General features: G+C 67.3%; 13 protein-coding genes and 1 pseudogene. 2 read left to right on the top strand and 12 right to left on the bottom strand.

The window, feature by feature from the left end; all coding sequences use genetic code 11:
* Positions 1-6: 6 nt before the first annotated feature.
* The 9 genes from egtE to ACAG21_RS03140 all read right to left on the bottom strand — a co-directional run bounded on the left by egtE (position 7) and on the right by ACAG21_RS03140 (position 8,998).
* Positions 7-1,152: an ergothioneine biosynthesis PLP-dependent enzyme EgtE gene (egtE, locus tag ACAG21_RS03180; protein ID WP_370494566.1), complete on the bottom strand. Its 1,146-nt coding sequence runs from the start codon at positions 1,150-1,152 to the stop codon at positions 7-9.
* A complete protein-coding gene (egtD, locus tag ACAG21_RS03175; RefSeq protein WP_370494565.1) occupies positions 1,149-2,114 on the bottom strand; it encodes an L-histidine N(alpha)-methyltransferase in 966 nt (321 codons plus the stop codon). Before egtD ends, egtE begins: the two co-directional genes overlap by 4 nt.
* The gene (gene egtC, locus ACAG21_RS03170) at positions 2,114-2,824 is read right to left on the bottom strand and encodes an ergothioneine biosynthesis protein EgtC (protein ID WP_370494564.1); all 711 of its coding nucleotides are present in this window, start codon (positions 2,822-2,824) and stop codon (positions 2,114-2,116) included. Before egtC ends, egtD begins: the two co-directional genes overlap by 1 nt.
* A complete protein-coding gene (gene egtB, locus ACAG21_RS03165; protein ID WP_370495020.1) occupies positions 2,824-4,110 on the bottom strand; it encodes an ergothioneine biosynthesis protein EgtB in 1,287 nt (428 codons plus the stop codon). Before egtB ends, egtC begins: the two co-directional genes overlap by 1 nt.
* A gap of 92 nt (positions 4,111-4,202) precedes the next feature.
* A complete protein-coding gene (gene egtA / locus ACAG21_RS03160) occupies positions 4,203-5,492 on the bottom strand; it encodes an ergothioneine biosynthesis glutamate--cysteine ligase EgtA (protein WP_370494563.1) in 1,290 nt (429 codons plus the stop codon).
* 170 nt (positions 5,493-5,662) lie between these two features.
* Complete coding sequence (locus ACAG21_RS03155; protein WP_370495019.1) at positions 5,663-6,310, bottom strand: sensor domain-containing protein; 648 nt, start codon at positions 6,308-6,310, stop codon at positions 5,663-5,665.
* Positions 6,311-6,410: 100 nt separating this feature from the next.
* Positions 6,411-7,853, bottom strand: a complete 1,443-nt coding sequence (locus ACAG21_RS03150; RefSeq protein WP_370494562.1) for a catalase — start codon at positions 7,851-7,853, stop codon at positions 6,411-6,413.
* A gap of 147 nt (positions 7,854-8,000) precedes the next feature.
* Entirely contained in the window at positions 8,001-8,405 is a 405-nt protein-coding gene (locus tag ACAG21_RS03145) for a hypothetical protein (protein ID WP_370494561.1), read from the bottom strand.
* Between the two features lie 209 nt (positions 8,406-8,614).
* Positions 8,615-8,998, bottom strand: a complete 384-nt coding sequence (locus ACAG21_RS03140; RefSeq protein ID WP_370494560.1) for a hypothetical protein — start codon at positions 8,996-8,998, stop codon at positions 8,615-8,617.
* Between the two features lie 443 nt (positions 8,999-9,441).
* On the opposite strand from ACAG21_RS03140, the gene ACAG21_RS03135 reads away from it, so the two are divergent.
* Positions 9,442-10,644 (top strand): PPE family protein, encoded by a 1,203-nt coding sequence (locus ACAG21_RS03135; protein ID WP_370494559.1) that lies wholly within the window; start codon positions 9,442-9,444, stop codon positions 10,642-10,644.
* A 4-nt stretch (positions 10,645-10,648) separates the two neighbouring features.
* Here ACAG21_RS03135 and ACAG21_RS03130 read toward each other — a convergent pair whose 3' ends face one another.
* Genes ACAG21_RS03130 through ACAG21_RS03120 form a run of 3 tightly spaced genes read right to left on the bottom strand, consistent with a single transcriptional unit; the run spans position 10,649 to position 14,087 of the window.
* Positions 10,649-11,779 (bottom strand): DUF4185 domain-containing protein, encoded by a 1,131-nt coding sequence (locus ACAG21_RS03130; protein WP_370494558.1) that lies wholly within the window; start codon positions 11,777-11,779, stop codon positions 10,649-10,651.
* Between the two features lie 7 nt (positions 11,780-11,786).
* Positions 11,787-12,821, bottom strand: a complete 1,035-nt coding sequence (locus tag ACAG21_RS03125; RefSeq protein ID WP_370494557.1) for an aspartate-semialdehyde dehydrogenase — start codon at positions 12,819-12,821, stop codon at positions 11,787-11,789.
* Positions 12,822-14,087, bottom strand: a complete 1,266-nt coding sequence (locus ACAG21_RS03120; RefSeq protein ID WP_096290444.1) for an aspartate kinase — start codon at positions 14,085-14,087, stop codon at positions 12,822-12,824.
* Between the two features lie 240 nt (positions 14,088-14,327).
* On the opposite strand from ACAG21_RS03120, the pseudogene ACAG21_RS03115 reads away from it, so the two are divergent.
* Positions 14,328-15,033 (top strand): annotated as a pseudogene (locus ACAG21_RS03115) (2-isopropylmalate synthase); the annotation flags it as partial.

Below are 15,033 nucleotides of genomic sequence, written 5' to 3'. Positions count from 1 at the left end.
TCTGCGTTACGTCGCGGTCGCGGCGGTCGCGGCGATCAGCGCTTCGGCGAAGGTTTCCAGATCGTCGGCGGTGGTGTCGGTGTGCGGCGAGATCCGCAACCGCGGCGCGGTCATCTCCAGTGGCGCCCGCTGCACACCGGCATAGGTGGTCAGAATTCGTCGCTCGGCGAGCAGCCATTCCCGCACCGCTTGCGGGTCGGCGCCGTCGACCGGCGCCAAAGTAGTGATGGCGCTTGGCTCTTCGACCTCCTCGACCACCGCCCACCCTGGCACGTCGGCCAGCGTCGCCCGGCTGATGCCGCCGAGTTCGGCCAGGCGCGCGCGCACCGCATCGAGGCCGAACGCCAGATACTCGCCCAGCGCGACCGAAAAGCCGACTCGCGCACCAATATTGGCTTCGCCGAACTCGAGCTGCTGGGCCACCGAGAACGACCCGGACCACTCGGGTGCGGCCAGTCGGGGATGGAGCCGCTGCATCAGGTCGGGCTCCACCGCTAGCAAGCCCACCCCTCGCGGACCCGCGATCCATTTGCGCGACGAGGAGTAGGTGACGTCGGCGCCGACCGCGCAGTCGACCTGGCCCAGCGCCTGGGCGGCGTCGACGACCAGCGGCAGCCCCAACTCGCGGCACAATTTCGCGATCATCGAAATCGGTTGCACGACACCGCTATGGCTGGCGACCGGGGTCAGGTGGACGAAATCGGGCGGGTCGTCGTCGAGGACGTAAGCCGCGTCGTCGAGTGCGAGCCGGCCATCCTCGAGGACCGGCAACAACTGGCGGTCGAATCCATGGGCGGCCATCACGGCGAGGTTGGGACCGTATTCACCCGGCAGACAGGCCAGCCTGCGCCGCTCGGCAGGCCAACTGCCCAGCAGCAGATCCAGCGCGTGTAGCGATCCCGTGGTGTAGACCACGTCGGCGTCGGTCATCCCGGCCAGCGCGGCGAACGCGGCACGCCCGGCGTCCAGCGACGGCGCCGCGGCCTGCGCCGCGACATATCCACCGACCTCCGCCTCGTGGCGGGCATGCTGCGCGGCGGCGTCGATGGCCGCGTAGCTCTGGCGCGAACAGGCGGCACTGTCCAGGTGTAAACCGGCTACCGGCGGGCGGGCCTCCCGCCATCGGTCGGCCAGCGATCCGCCATCGCTCACTTGACTGCTAACGACAACCCGAAATCGCCTGCCGCGTCGGTCCACCACCGGACGCGACGCAGTCCCGCGCCGGCCAATTCGGCGCTCACGCCACCCGGGTGGAACTTGCTCGATACCTCGGTCAGCATCTCCTCGCCGGCGGCGAACTCGACGGTCAGGTCGAGGGCGCCGACCCGGACCGTCTGCGGCCGCTCGGTCCGCAGCCACATTTCGATGCGCTCCTCGTCGGCGTTCCAGCGCGCCACGTGACGGAAGGCCTCGACGTCGAAATCGGCGTCGAGTTCGCGGTTGACGACCGCGAGCACATTGCGATTGAACCGGGCCGTCACTCCGGCGGAGTCGTCATAGGCGCGCAACAACCGACCGATGTCCTTGACCAGGTCGGTGCCCAGCAGCAGGGTGTCGCCGGGTTGCATCACGTCGGCGAGGGACCTGAGGAATTCCGCACGCGGCCCGGGCGTGAGGTTGCCGATCGTCGACCCGAGAAACACGAACAGGCGCCGACCGCCGCTCGGAATCTCGCCGAGGTGCTCCTCGAAATCGCCGCAGACCGCTTTGATTTCGACGCCCGCGTACTCTTGCTGGATGGCGGCCGCCGCGGTCGACAAGATCGTCGAGTCGACGTCGAAGGGTACGAAACGGCGCAGCGATCCGCGGCCGTGCAGCGCGTCCAGCAGCAGGCGAGTCTTCTCCGAGGTGCCGCTGCCGAGTTCGACCAGGGTGTCGGCCGCGCTGGCCGCGGCGATCTCGGCGGCCCGGCCGCGCAGGATCTCCGCCTCGGCCCGAGTCGGGTAGTACTCCGGCAGGCGGGTGATCTGGTCGAAAAGATCACTGCCCACCGCATCGTAGAACCACTTGGGCGGCAAGCTCTTCGGCGTGCGCTGCAGACCGTCGAGTGCGTCGCGGCGCAATGCGTGGTACGCCGAGTCGGCGGCGAGATGGTTGGACAACGTCAGTGTCATCAAAATCCTTTCGGCTCGTCCAGCGGGGTCATCGTTACGCCTTTAGCGCTCACTTCGACAAGGTGGTGGTCGGGTACGTCCTCCCATTCGGAGTCGTCGTCGTAGGGCTCGCTGGCCAGTACCACGCCGTCGGCGCGGCGCAGAATGGACAGGGTGTCGCCCCAGGCGGTAGCCAGCAGGCGAGATCCGTTGCCGGCCAACACGTTAAGGCGAGCGTTGGGATCGAGAGTCCCGATCTGCGCGATCGTCGCGCCTAGCGCCTCGAGCCCCAGCGAGAATATGGTGGCCGCCAACATCGCACTGTCACAAACGGATTCGGCCGTCTTGGTCAGCGGCAGGACATCGCGATCGACGACGCCGTTGTGCGACAGCAGCCACTGTCCGTCGGTGAAGGGTGCCGTCGCGCTGACGTCCAGCGGCATGCCGACGGTCGCCGAGCGCACCGCGGCCACCACGCAACCGCTGCGCAGTGCGGGCGCGACCGACTCCAGCGACGTGTCGCCCCACAGCGGCGCGGTGCTGCGCCAGCGCCGCGGCACACCCCCTTCTGAAGAACGATCGAAAAACCCGACGCCCCAACCGTCGGCGTTCATCAGGCCGTGCTTCTGCCGGCGCGGGGAATACGACTGCACACGCAGGCCGAAAGGCGGATCCAGAATCAGCGAGGAAACGCTGACGTCGGCGCCCAGCCAGCCGAGGTGACGACACATCAGGCGTAGTCCCCCGCGTCGGGCACATCCCATGCCAGCCGTACTCCGGCGAAGATCTGACGACGGATCGGGTGGTCCCAGTTGCGGAAACTGGGCCGCAGGATGGCGGATTCGACGGCCCAGGATCCGCCGCGCAGGATCCGGTAGTCGCCGTCGAAGAACGGCTCGGAGTAGCGGTCGTAGATCATCGGGACGAAACCGGGCCACGGCCGCAACGGTGAACTGGTCCACTCCCAGACGTCACCCAGCATCTGCTCGACGCCGTAGGCCGACGCGCCGGCGGGGTACGCGCCGACCGGGGCCGGCCGCAGCGCGGTGCCGCCCAGGTTGGCGAACTCCGGCGACGGGTCCTGCGCTCCCCAGGGGTAGCGACGCCGGGACTCGGTGACGGGGTCCCACGCGCAGGCCTTCTCCCATTCCATTTCGGTGGGCAGTCGCGCGCCCGCCCAGGCCGCGTATGCCTCGGCCTCGAAGTAGGTGACGTGCTGCACGGGTTCGTCGGCCGGGATGTCTTCGATGTAGCCGAAGCGGGTGCGGCCGTCGGTCCCCCAAAATTGCGGCGCGCTGAGCCCCGCGCCGCAGCGGTGCTGCCAGCCGCGGTCGGACCACCAGCGGCGGTCCCGGTAGCCGCCGTCGTCGATGAACTGTTGCCATTCGCCGTTGGTCACCGGGACCCGGCCGATGCGGAACGTCGGTAAATCGACGGTGTGGGCGGGACGCTCGTTGTCCAACGAGAACGGTTCGCTGGTGGCGTCGACGCCCAGCACGAATGGGCCACCGGGCACCAGCACCGACGTCCCGGCCAGGCCCGCCCTTCCGGCGGGCAAGTTGGCGGGGTCGTCCAGCAGTGCGGCGCCGGTGCGCAGGTTCAACGCCTGCAGCATCGTTTCGTCGTGCTGGTTCTCGTGGCTGACCACCATCGCGTAGACGAAGGCCGCGCGGTCTCCGGCGGGGTCGTCAGGCAGCGCGTCCAGCGCATCCAGAGCTGCGGAACGCACTGTGCGGCAATAAGATCGGGCTTGGTCTGGAGATAGAAGCGGCAAATCGACGCGACTGGCGCGGGAGTGTTCGAAGGCGTCGTAGAGACGTTCGACCGACGGATCCAGCATTCCCGGGCGACTCGGGTCACCGCCGCGCAACAGCCACAGTTCCTCCTGCTGACCGATGTGCGCGAGGTCCCACACCAGCGGGCTCATCAACGGGTCGTACTGACGACGCAATTCGGCGTCGTCGAAATCGACCAGCCGCAACGTACGCGTGCGCGCCCGCTCCAGATCGTCGGCGATCCGTTCCCGGCATGACGATCGCAAGCGCGGCGCTGGGGGCACCTCCCGCTTGCGGGGGACCGGGCGTTGCGGGTCGGAATCATCGGGGAAAGTCACAAGCCCCCTTGCGCCAACTGCGACACGGTGGCCGCGATGCCGTGGTCGATCACTTGGTCGGAGAAGTCGTCGCCGGGACATCGGCCCCGCTCGACGGCGCCGATCAACCGTTCCATCGCGTCGGTGAGCTCGGGCGGCGCCTTGGCGGCCGCGATCGCCACACAGGAGGTGGCGGCCTGGTGCAGACGCCGGTCACTCAGGCCGACCCGAGCCGCGTTGTCCCACGCGGTGGCCACGGGTTCGACCGCCACGGCGGCGGCGTCGGCCGCGACCGGGTCGTCGAGCAGCGCGGCCAGCGTGAACGCGATCGCGGGCCAGTGGGCGTCCGGTGCGCTGTCGAGGTAGCGGATTTCCAGCCATTGCCTGGGACGCACCGGCGGGAACAACGTGGTCAGGTGGTAGTCGAGATCGGCGAGGGTGGGCCGCCGGTCGCAGAGCCGCGCCGAGCCGTCCGCCCAATCGGCGAAGGACACGTAGTGGGTGAGCGGGACGGTCTCCGGGTTGTGCACCATCATCACCGGCGCCTTGAGCGCGTAGCGCGCCCAGTCGGTGCCGGGGTCATCACCGCTGGCGCCCAGGATGGGCCCGCAGCGCGCGGAGTCCATCTGCCCCCACACCCACTGCCGGGTGGACACCCATCCGGAGAAGTCGCCGCCGAGCATCGGGGAGTTGGCGGCGATCGCGATCATCGTGGGCCCCAGCGCATGCGCCAGCCGAACCCGCGCCGCCCAGCCCGCCTGCGGCCCGGCGTCCAGATTGATTTGGACCGAGGCCGTCGACGTCATCATCGCCGCACCCGCCTCGGCCGAGTTACTGGCGGCGAAGAACTCTTCCATCGCCCGATAACGCGCGCCCGGGTTGACGCGCGCGGGTGCCCGCAGCGGATCGGCACCCAGAAAGACCAGTCCCAGCCCGGCATTGGCGAAGGCCTTGCGCAGCACTGCCTGGTCGTTGCTCATCGCTTCGATGGCGCTGACGATGCCGTCCTCGGGCGGTCCGGACAGTTCGACCGCGCCCCCGGGCTCCACGGTCACCGCACTGCCGGCGGGCAGTGGCGGTAGCTGGTCGATGACCTCGGTGATCTCGTCCCAGCCCGGCCGTCGATAGGGATCGACCGGGTCGACGCAATGCGCTTCCAACTCCAGACCGACGCGCCCCAGCGGGCCGTCGATCAAACAACCATCGGCGATGTACTGGGCGGCTTCCTCGGAACTGGTCAACTCGGAGTCGGCCGGGCGGGCGGCATCTAGCTGCGAGGCCGCGGCGGTGACAGCGGCGAGCGTCATATCACGATCCCTCCGGGCCCGACCACGCCGGAACATCACCGGGCCGAGCGCCACGTTGGGCAGCTATCCGAACGATAGCCGCCGTCTCTTCATCTTCCAGATCGCCCCGACATATTCCCGTCCCCGCAGGTTCTCGCCGCACGGCTTACACGCATACCCAAATTCACCGATTATTGCCCCAGCGCGTTTTGCATCGCCCCGGCCAGCACGTTGACCGCGGGTCCCGCGTTGCCAGACTGGCAAACCTTCGCCTGCAGCAACACGTTTTCACGCAGCCGGGTTTGATTGAAGCAGCGACGATCGGTGCCCGCTTCTTGCTTGGTCCAGTTCGCGTCGGTCGCGGTGGCCGGCGCACCGGCAAATGACCACACCTGCGTCTGCCCGTTATCCAGGTGCATCGTGGTGGTCTGGCCCGAGCAGCCCCCGGTGCGGTCCACCAGCCGGTGGAAGGCCCGGTCCGCGGCATCGTTGGTGGCGAAGACGCCGACGGCCTGCTTGACCAGATGGGTTTGATCGGTGGCCGACGTCTGCGACGTGGCCGCGTTGAAGGACGCCAGGTCGGGGTCGTTGTACACGTCGGGCAGTCCGATGTCGGCCCAGTTGTTGCAGTCGGCCAGGTCGACGAAGAAGCCCTGGACCGGCGCGGTGAACACCGCCTCCCACCCCATCGGCCCGCCGACGATGTTGCCCACCGAACCTTTGCCCAGGACCGCATACGACACCACCCCGGGATCGGATGGATGGGCCGCCGCGATGGGCACGCCCGCAGCCGCCCCCCAGCCCAGACCGACGCTTACCGCCACAGCGGAGATCCGCATCATGAATCTCGATCATGCCAGGGCGACGGCCCGTGGCGAACAGGGCGCCTGATCGCGAACGTCGAGTTGTTGCGGCAAACGCGAAAACTCGAAGCCAGAACTATTGCGCCCGAACGCCCTCCTCGACCTTTTTGCCGAGATCGGGGTCGACGTTGCGCCAGTACTCGAAGACCCGGGATAGCACCGGTTCTTTCACACCCTTGGATACGTGCCCAATGATGTTGTGGGCCAAGCGGTCTCGTGCTTCGTCATCGAGGACCTCACGCACCATGGTGCCGGCCTGTCCGAAGTCGTCGTCCTCGGGCCGCAGTGTGTAGGCGGCGCGGATCATCTCGCCGTCCGCCTGCCAGCGCACCTCGGCGGCGCGCTGCGGGTCCGCATGCGGGCCGCCGTAGGAGTTGGGCGCATATACCGGATCCGACACGTTCTTGATCCGCATCGCGCCGTCTTTGGAGTAGCTGTTGACCTCCACCTTCGGTTCGTTGACCGGGATCTGCCGGTAGTTGGCCCCCAACCGGGCGCGATGCGCGTCGGAGTAGGAGAAGCCGCGGGCCTGCAGCATCTTGTCCGGGCTGAGACCGGTGCCGGGCACGGTGTTGTTCGGCTCGAACGCGGCCTGCTCGATCTCGGTGTGGTAGTCGGTGACGTTGCGGTTCAACGTCATCTTGCCGACGTCGATCAGCGGGTAGTCGCCGTGCGGCCATACCTTCGTGAGGTCGAACGGGTTGAACCGGTAGGTCTTGGCCTCCTCGTACGGCATGATCTGCATCTTCAGCGTCCAGCTCGGGAAGTTGCCGCTCTCGATCGATTCGTAGAGGTCCCGCTGGTGGTAATCGCCGTCCTCACCGGCCAATTGGTCGGCGTCCTCTTGGGTCAGGAACTCGATGCCCTGATCGGTGATGAAGTGATACTTCACCCAGAAGATTTCGCCGCCGGCGTTGATCCAGCTGTAGGTGTGGCTGCTGTAACCGTTCATATTGCGCCACGTCTTGGGGATTCCCCGGTCGCCCATCAGCCAGGTCACCTGGTGTGCCGATTCCGGCGACAGGCTCCAAAAGTCCCATTGCATGTTGTGGTCACGCAAATTCGTTGCCTGCATTCGCTTTTGGGAACGAATGAAGTGCTGGAACTTCATCGGGTCGCGCATGAAGAACACGGGCGTGTTGTTGCCGACCATGTCGAAATTGCCCTCGGTCGTGTAGAACTTCAACGCGAAGCCGCGCGGGTCGCGCCAGGTGTCTGGGCTGCCGCGTTCGCCGGCCACGGTCGAAAACCTGGCCAGCATCTCGGTTTTGGTGCCGGGCTGGAACACCGCGGCCCGGGTGTACTGGCTGACGTCGTTGGTCACCTCGAAATGACCGAAGGCGCCGCCACCCTTGGCGTGCGGTTGACGCTCCGGGATGCGTTCCCGATTGAACTGCGCCATCTGCTCGATCAGGTAGTGGTCCTGCAGCAGGATCGGACCGTCGGGACCGACCGTCAACGACTGGTCGTCACTAGGCGCGGCAATGCCCGCATCGGTCGTGGTGAAGCGCTCCGTCATCTCGCCATCTCCTCGCTAACTGGACTAAATCCGAGGGCCGTGCGACGTGTACCCATCCAGTGTGAACCCGAATCGGTGGCAAGCGGGTTCAGGGCATGAAACGGCCCGGCATTCCATCGTGGGACGCCGGGCCGTTTGCGATCGGTGCTAGGGACGCGGTGCTGGTGCGGGCACACTGGTCGCGGGAGCGGGCGCGGCCGGAGCACTTGGGCCGGCGCCGGGGCCGCCGGGAGCACCCGGGCCGTATCCCGGAGGCGGACCGTACTGGTAGGGGGGCATCATCCCCGGGCCACCCGGTCCGCCGTACTGCCACGGTCCCGGGCCGCCGGGCTTCCACATCTGGCCGTGGTGATGGCGGCAGTGGTGGTTGTGATAACCGAAGATCATGGCGCCCGAGAAGAAGACGACCGACAAGATGAAGACGATCCCCGCCACGATCACCACCCACGCCGCGGCCGTATAGACCTTGGGTGGCTTGACTAGATGCGGCGGTGGGGGCGCAGCCGTGTCGACGGCCGCCGGCTGTATCCCGCGTTCAGGTGTTTCACTCATGCCTTGAATACTGCCCCTGAATGCAACTGCTGCAACAGATTCCGTCGACAAAGTTGCTGTGAATTAATCCGAATGCGATCTGGCAGCGGGAGGCGGCGAAACCACTGGTAGCCCGGCGCTCTGGTGAGCGCCGGGCTAGTGCGTGTGAATTAGTGGCCCCCCGGAGTCCTCCTATTACCCCGTGAGCATCTGAATGGTTGAGGTGTGGGCTACGGCGTGCGAGACGGCGCGACCGAGGACGGCACCTGGCTGGGTCCCGGAGCACCCGGAGTCACGGCCGCGGGTCCACCCGGCTGCTGGTTCGCACCGGGCCAACCCGGACCGCCGGGGCCACCCGGACCTCCGAATCGGTGGGGATGCACCATCGCGTGGTGCTTGTGGTGGTGGCCGTGGCCGTGGTGCCCGGTCGACTTACCGAGCAGGAAGCCGGTGAAGAAGATGACCGCGATGATGAACACGGTCCCGGCGGCGATGGCGACGTAAGCCGCTGCCTGGAAGACCCTGGGGGTCCGGTGGACGACGACCGGCTCGGCCGGCGCCGGCGCAGTTGCGGTCGAGGACCGCACGGTGGGGGTTTCAGATGTTTCACTCATGAGACAAATGATGCGGGGGTAAACAATGGTTCTGGCTATGCGCTACTTATGTAGCAGCTGTGAGCCGAAACCCCTGCTCAGCGGGTGAAACGGCCAGCATTGCGCCCCAGCTCGACGCCGAAAAGACGGACCGACTGGGCACGCACAGCCTCGTCGGCACCGACTGGGGGAACGGCCGAGCAAGCAGACTCGCAAAGGTCCCGGAGCTGGGCCACGCGTATTGCCGAAAAGCCGGCGGGGCGTCGGCCGATCGTTAGCCGAGTACCTTCCCGGCAGGCGAGCTGTGACTAGATCTTGAACCCACCGGCCGCAGCGACATTTCGGGCGCACGACGGTTTCGCGCCGCGTAATCACCCGGTCATTGAGTATTTACGCGAGCGTTATTAGACACGCGTTAGGGTCCTAGCAAACCGGCACCCTCGACTCGAGCCACGGGATACGACATGGATTTTGGTTTGCTGCCGCCGGAGATCAACTCGGGGTTGATGTACACCGGTCCGGGCTCCGGGCCGATGCTCGCGGCCGCGGCGAGCTGGGACGCGGTCGCCGCCCAGTTGGAATCCGCCGCCAGCGGCTGCTCGGCGGAGATCTCCAGTCTGACCGTCCGGTGGCTGGGCGCATCCTCGATGCGGATGGTCGCCGCGGCCACCCGTCAGGTGGTGTGGTTGCAAGCCACCGCCGCCCAAGCCGCACAGACGGCCACCCAGGCCTATTCGGCCGCGGCCGCCTACGAGGCGGCCTACGCGCTGACCGTCCCGCCGCCGGTGATCGCGGCCAACCGGATGCAGCTGATGGTGCTGGTTGCGACCAACTTCTTCGGGCAGAACACCCCGGCGATCGCGGCCACCGAAGCCCAGTACACGCAGATGTGGGTCCAAGACGCCACCGCGATGTATGGCTACGCCGTGGATGCCGAGGCCGCCAGCACACTGCACGCGTTCGACGAGCCGTCGCAAACCACCAACCCGAACGGGCAGGCGGATCAGGCCAACGCCGTCGCCCGGTCCGCCGGTGACGCCGGCAGCGCCCGCGCCCAATCCGCCGTGCAGCTCGCCTCGTCGGCGGGCGACACCGACCCGCCATTGCCCGCCGGCAGCAGCGGCCCCGTCGCACCCGGGGGCGCGACCGTAGATGTCGGCGTCACGGTCACCGTCACCAACGGCTACCCCGTCACCGTTACCGCCGGCGGCCGGCTCGACGTACTCCAAACCGTGACCGTCATCGTCGCCAACGGAACAACCCGAACGTTGATCCCGGGCAGCTACCGCTTCGACGGAGCGATTGGCAGCATCTTGAGCGGCACCTTTACCGTCCTGCAGCCCGAAGCCGGATCCACCGGCACGTTCACCGTTTCTGCCGGCGGCGTCACCGCCGTCGGGTCGGGTGTCAACGTCACCCTAAATGCCGCCGGGCTGGTTACCGCGATCAACAGCGGCGCCGTCATCACCGGCCCCGTCACCGTCACGCCAGTGGCCCCGGTCGCCTCCGGCTCGTCCGGCGCGGTGGCGGCAGCACCCGTGGCCGCCGCACCCGGTCTGGCGGGCACCGCGGGAATCCAACCCCAGGTGGATGTTGGTGCGCTGATGCAATGGGGCCCAGGCATTTCCGGTGACCTGGCCGCCGGCCTGGCGGAGGCGGCCGGCTGAGGGCCTAGTCCGGCTTGAACGGGTTCACCGCGAACTGGATCACCCGATACGGCGCGGACACCCGAGCGCGAGTGTCCCACTGGCTGACGAAGATTCGCAGCTCGTCGAGCGTGGAACCGGGCGAAATGTAGCCGCCATACGGTTGGGCGAGCCGGTTGTCGGTCGGCGGCGGCAGGCTCTCCGCCGGCTCGGGCCACTCGTCGTGCTGCACCACCGTGGTCACCGGCGCCTCGCCCAGCGATGTCGGGTCGTTGGCCACCCGGACCTCCATGTTGCCGTTGCTGGCGTTGAAGTAGGACAGCACTGCTTTGCCGTCGATCTGCCGGATGGACATCTCCCCCACTTGGTCGGGCCACAGCGGCGTCGGCGCCTTGTTCCAGCCGCCACCGGACCCGGCCGCCCAGCCCTGCCATCGCGACCGGTCCGTAAAGTTCTGCGGCGCAACCCGATACAGCACCACCGACTGACTGCGGGTAAAGCTGTTGGCCACGATATACACCCAGCCGCTCGGCGAATCACCGGTCGGGATCGGGTCGTAATATCCGCTGATTTGGGTCTGGGAACCACCCTGATAGGAAGCGTCGCGCTTCGACCCGGCTACTGTCTGCCATCCCCCGCGCGCCGCTTCGGCCACCACCAGCCGGGAGTTCTGCGGTTTGAGATCCTTTGTCGTGGTGACCATTAGGTAGTTGCGCCGGTTGATCTGCACGACCCCGGCGGGCAGTTGCGAGTCCCCCGAGGGCGTGGGGTCGGCCAGCAGCGGCTTGGTGGTTCCGGTGACGCCGGTGTAGCGCACCCCGGCGGGGTCGTCGACCGACGACGTGTCGACATGCAGCGCGATCGGCGCGTACCAGCCGCCAAACCCCACACCCTGCCCGGCGAAGCTATCTCCGCAGACCTGCAGCAGTTCGGTCGGGAACTCCAGGAATTCGCAGAGATCGGTGGCACCGATGCCGTAATCGCCTGTAGGAGTGCCGGTTCCGGCCGTCGGCCCCATTCGTAACACCTGGCCGGGCGCCAGCGGCTGCACGATCGGCTGCGGAACAGGCGCCGGAGGATCCGCGTGGGCGATCGAAACAGCTTGCGGCCCAAGTAAACACAGCGCGGTGAGCAGCGAGACCCGCGCGCCGCTCACCCGCGGGTCACAGCTGCGCGGCGAGCAGCTCGGCGATCTGAATGGTGTTGAGCGCAGCCCCCTTGCGCAGGTTGTCCCCCGAGACGAACAGCGCCAGGCCACGCCCGTCGGGCACCCCGGGGTCGTGGCGAATTCGGCCCACCAACGAGTCGTCGACGCCGGCGGCGTCCAGAGCCGTCGGCACGTCGACCACTTTCACCCCCGGGGCGGCGCTGAGTAATTCTCGGGCCCGCTCCGGTGAGATGGGCCGGGCGAACTCGGCGTTGATCGACAGGGAGTGGCCGGTGAACACCGGAACCCGCACGCAGGTCCCGCTCACCAGCAGATCGGGAATACCGAGAATCTTGCGGCTCTCGTGCCGCAGCTTCTGGTCCTCGTCGGTCTCCCCGGAGCCGTCGTCCACCAACGAACCGGCCAGCGGCAGCACGTTGAAGGCGATCGGCGCGACATAGGTCTTGGGCGCCGGGAACTGCAGCGCACGACCGTCGTGCACCAGTTGCTCGGCGTCGTCGATCACCGCGCGTGCCTGCGTCGCCAACTCCTCGACACCGGCCAACCCGCTGCCGGATACCGCCTGATAACTCGACACCACCAGGCGCCGCAACCCAGCTTCCTCGTGCAGCGGCATCAGCACCGGCATCGCGGCCATCGTGGTGCAGTTCGGGTTGGCGATGATGCCCTTCGGCCGGTTGGCGGCATCGCGCGCGAAGTTCACCTCGGAGACCACCAACGGCACCTCGGGGTCCTTGCGCCAGGCCGACGAGTTGTCGATCACGGTGACCCCGGCCGCGGCGAACCGCGGGGCCTGCACCAACGACATCGTCTTGCCGGCCGAGAACAGCGCGATGTCCAGGCCACTCGGATCCGCCGTCGCGGCGTCTTCGACCTCGATTTCCTGGCCGCGGAATTCCAGCTTGCGGCCCTGCGAGCGGGCAGACGCGAAGAACCGCACCGTGCTCGCCGGGAAGTCGCGCTCGTCCAGCAGATTGCGCATCACCTGGCCCACCTGACCGGTGGCACCCACTACCCCGATGGAAACCATCTATCGACCCGTCCCCGCATACACCGTGGCCTCCTCCTCGCCGCCGAGGCCGAACGCCTCGTGCAACGCCACGACGGCCTTATCTAGTTCGGTGTCGCGGCACAGCACCGAGATCCGGATCTCGGAGGTGGAGATCAGTTCGATGTTGACGCCCACCTCGGCCAGCGCCTCACAGAAGGTCGCGGTCACGCCGGGATGGCTGCGCATACCCGCACCGATCAGCGACACCTTGCCGATGTGGTCGTCGTAAAGCAGCTGGGTGAAGCCGATTTCGTCCTTGAGGGCGTCCAGCTTGGCCACCGCGGTGGGCCCGCTGTCGCGCGAGCAGGTGAACGTGATGTCGGTCTTGCCGTCCTCGACCTTGGACACGTTTTGCAACACCATGTCGATGTTCACGTCGGCCTCGGCGACGGCCCGGAAGACGCGCGCGGCATACCCGGGGATGTCCGGGATACCGACGACCGTCACCTTGGCCTCGCTACGGTCGTGAGCGACGCCGGTGAGAAGGGGGCTTTCCATGGATATGTCCTTGATCGATCCGACAACGACAGTGCCTAGCTTGTCCGAGTACGACGACCTGACGTGCACCGGAAGGTTGTAGCGACGGGCGTACTCCACGCAGCGCAGCATCAGCACCTTGGCGCCGCAGGCGGCCATCTCGAGCATTTCCTCGAAGGTCACGGTGTCGAGCTTGCGCGCGTTGGGCACGATGCGAGGGTCGGCACTGAAGATGCCGTCCACGTCGGTGTAAATCTCGCAGACGTCGGCGTGCAGTGCCGCGGCCAGCGCCACGGCCGTGGTGTCGGAGCCGCCGCGACCCAGCGTGGTCACATCGCGACTGTCCTGGCTGACCCCCTGGAAACCGGCGACCAACACGACATCGCCCTGCTCGAGCGCGGACTGCAACCGCGTCGGTGTGACGTCGATGATCTTCGCGTTGCCGTGCGTGCCGGTGGTGATCACCCCGGCCTGCGACCCGGTGAACGAGCGGGCGCGGGCCCCGAGCGATTCGACCGCCATGGCCACCAGCGCGTTGGAAATCCGCTCGCCGGCGGTCAACAGCATGTCCAGTTCGCGGGCCGGCGGCACCGGACACACCTGCTGGGCCAGATCCAGCAGGTCATCGGTGGTATCGCCCATCGCCGAGACCACGACGACGACGTCGTTGCCCTGCTTTTTGGTCTCGACGATGCGTTCCGCGACGCGACGGATCCGGTCGGCGTCGGCCACCGAGGATCCGCCGTACTTTTGTACGACGAGCGCCACTGTTTCTCTCTGCCCTTCCACACCCACAGACGTGGTTCAAGTTCACAACAGGATACGTGGCGGCGCATCTTGTTTTTTGACCCGCTGGCGGGTGCCGCAGCCTGCGGTTTTGGGTTCGATTGCGCGTGGTTTTCGCCTGGGCGCCGATCGCGGTAGAGTTCACAGCGTGCAGCGGGTGCTCCTTCTCGGACGCCGCGACGGGGTCTGATCCAGACCGGCTTCCCGTCGCGGGTGTTCGCGATGCGCCGGTCTGAAGTCCCTTCTGACATCCCCGGAGCAACTACCGTGACCAACTTTTCTGAGCCCGCCAGCCCGGACTCCTACACTTCAGTCCGCACCGTCCAAAAGCCCGCGGGCCCGACTCGACCCGGCCAGCCCGCGTGGAATCCGCAACGCGGCACGTCGATGCCGGTCAACCGATACCGCCCCTTCGCCGACGAAGTGGAGCCCATCCGGCTCGCCGACCGCACCTGGCCGGACCGCGTCACCAGCCAGGCACCGCTGTGGTGCGCGGTGGATCTGCGTGACGGCAACCAGGCACTGATCGACCCGATGAGCCCGGCCCGCAAACGCCGCATGTTCGACCTGCTGGTTGCTATGGGCTACAAGGAGATTGAAGTCGGATTCCCGTCGGCCAGCCAGACCGACTTCGACTTCGTGCGCGAAATCATCACCGACGGCGCCATTCCGGACGACGTCACCATCCAGGTGCTGACGCAATGCCGCCCGGAACTGATCGAGCGCACCTTCGAGGCCTGCCGGGGTGTACACCGGGCGATCGTGCACTTCTACAACTCGACGTCAATCCTGCAGCGCCGCGTGGTATTTCGCGCCGACCGGGCCGCGGTACAGGGCATCGCCACCGACGGTGCGCGCAAGTGCGTCGAAGAGGCGGCCAAATACCCGGACACGCAATGGCGCTTCGAATATTCGCCGGAGTCTTACA

Origin of the sequence: Mycobacterium sp. pR1184 (assembly GCF_041287235.1) — a bacterium.
Classification (GTDB): Bacteria; Actinomycetota; Actinomycetes; order Mycobacteriales; family Mycobacteriaceae; genus Mycobacterium.
Note: the sequence above shows the minus strand (reverse complement) of the source record. Positions and strands in the feature narration are given on the sequence as shown.

Coding starts and splice junctions, on each gene's coding strand:
- ACAG21_RS03150 (WP_370494562.1), bottom strand. CDS start 7,853: ATGACGGAGCGCTTCACCACGACCGATGCGGGCATTGCCGCGCCTAGT.
- ACAG21_RS03135 (WP_370494559.1), top strand. CDS start 9,442: ATGGATTTTGGTTTGCTGCCGCCGGAGATCAACTCGGGGTTGATGTAC.
- egtD (WP_370494565.1), bottom strand. CDS start 2,114: ATGACACTGACGTTGTCCAACCATCTCGCCGCCGACTCGGCGTACCAC.
- ACAG21_RS03140 (WP_370494560.1), bottom strand. CDS start 8,998: ATGAGTGAAACATCTGAAACCCCCACCGTGCGGTCCTCGACCGCAACT.
- ACAG21_RS03145 (WP_370494561.1), bottom strand. CDS start 8,405: ATGAGTGAAACACCTGAACGCGGGATACAGCCGGCGGCCGTCGACACG.
- egtA (WP_370494563.1), bottom strand. CDS start 5,492: ATGACGCTCGCCGCTGTCACCGCCGCGGCCTCGCAGCTAGATGCCGCC.
- ACAG21_RS03125 (WP_370494557.1), bottom strand. CDS start 12,821: ATGGTTTCCATCGGGGTAGTGGGTGCCACCGGTCAGGTGGGCCAGGTG.
- egtC (WP_370494564.1), bottom strand. CDS start 2,824: ATGTGTCGTCACCTCGGCTGGCTGGGCGCCGACGTCAGCGTTTCCTCG.
- ACAG21_RS03155 (WP_370495019.1), bottom strand. CDS start 6,310: ATGCGGATCTCCGCTGTGGCGGTAAGCGTCGGTCTGGGCTGGGGGGCG.